We start from the raw sequence: 252 nt of genomic DNA on the forward strand, positions 1-252 counted from the left end.
GCATCAGCGGCATATAACGCAGGATTATCCCCAACATCGGTGATAAATACGCGTCCGCTGTCGACAGCGCTGACCAAATAGTTATTTTTTTCATCTACAATGCTGGTGCCTTTAGGTAGCCATGAGCCATCCGGACGCTTTACTGCCAGCATCACACGGCGTGTATTCAGCACGTTGAAATCCAGGACCCGAAAAGCGCTGTGCGCGACGGTAATATTCTTAATACCGTTTGCCAGTTCCATACTCTTTGGT

1 protein-coding gene is annotated in these 252 nt (G+C 48.8%); it reads right to left on the bottom strand.

Going from position 1 to position 252, the window contains the following annotated elements:
• Window positions 1–252 (bottom strand): FimD/PapC C-terminal domain-containing protein (locus tag ACLJNW_RS26945; protein ID WP_410961615.1); only part of this gene is annotated, 252 nt, incomplete at both ends.

The sequence above is a fragment of the Salmonella sp. SAL4457 genome (genome assembly GCF_046548235.1).
In the GTDB taxonomy this organism is placed as follows: Bacteria; Pseudomonadota; Gammaproteobacteria; order Enterobacterales; family Enterobacteriaceae; genus Salmonella; species Salmonella enterica.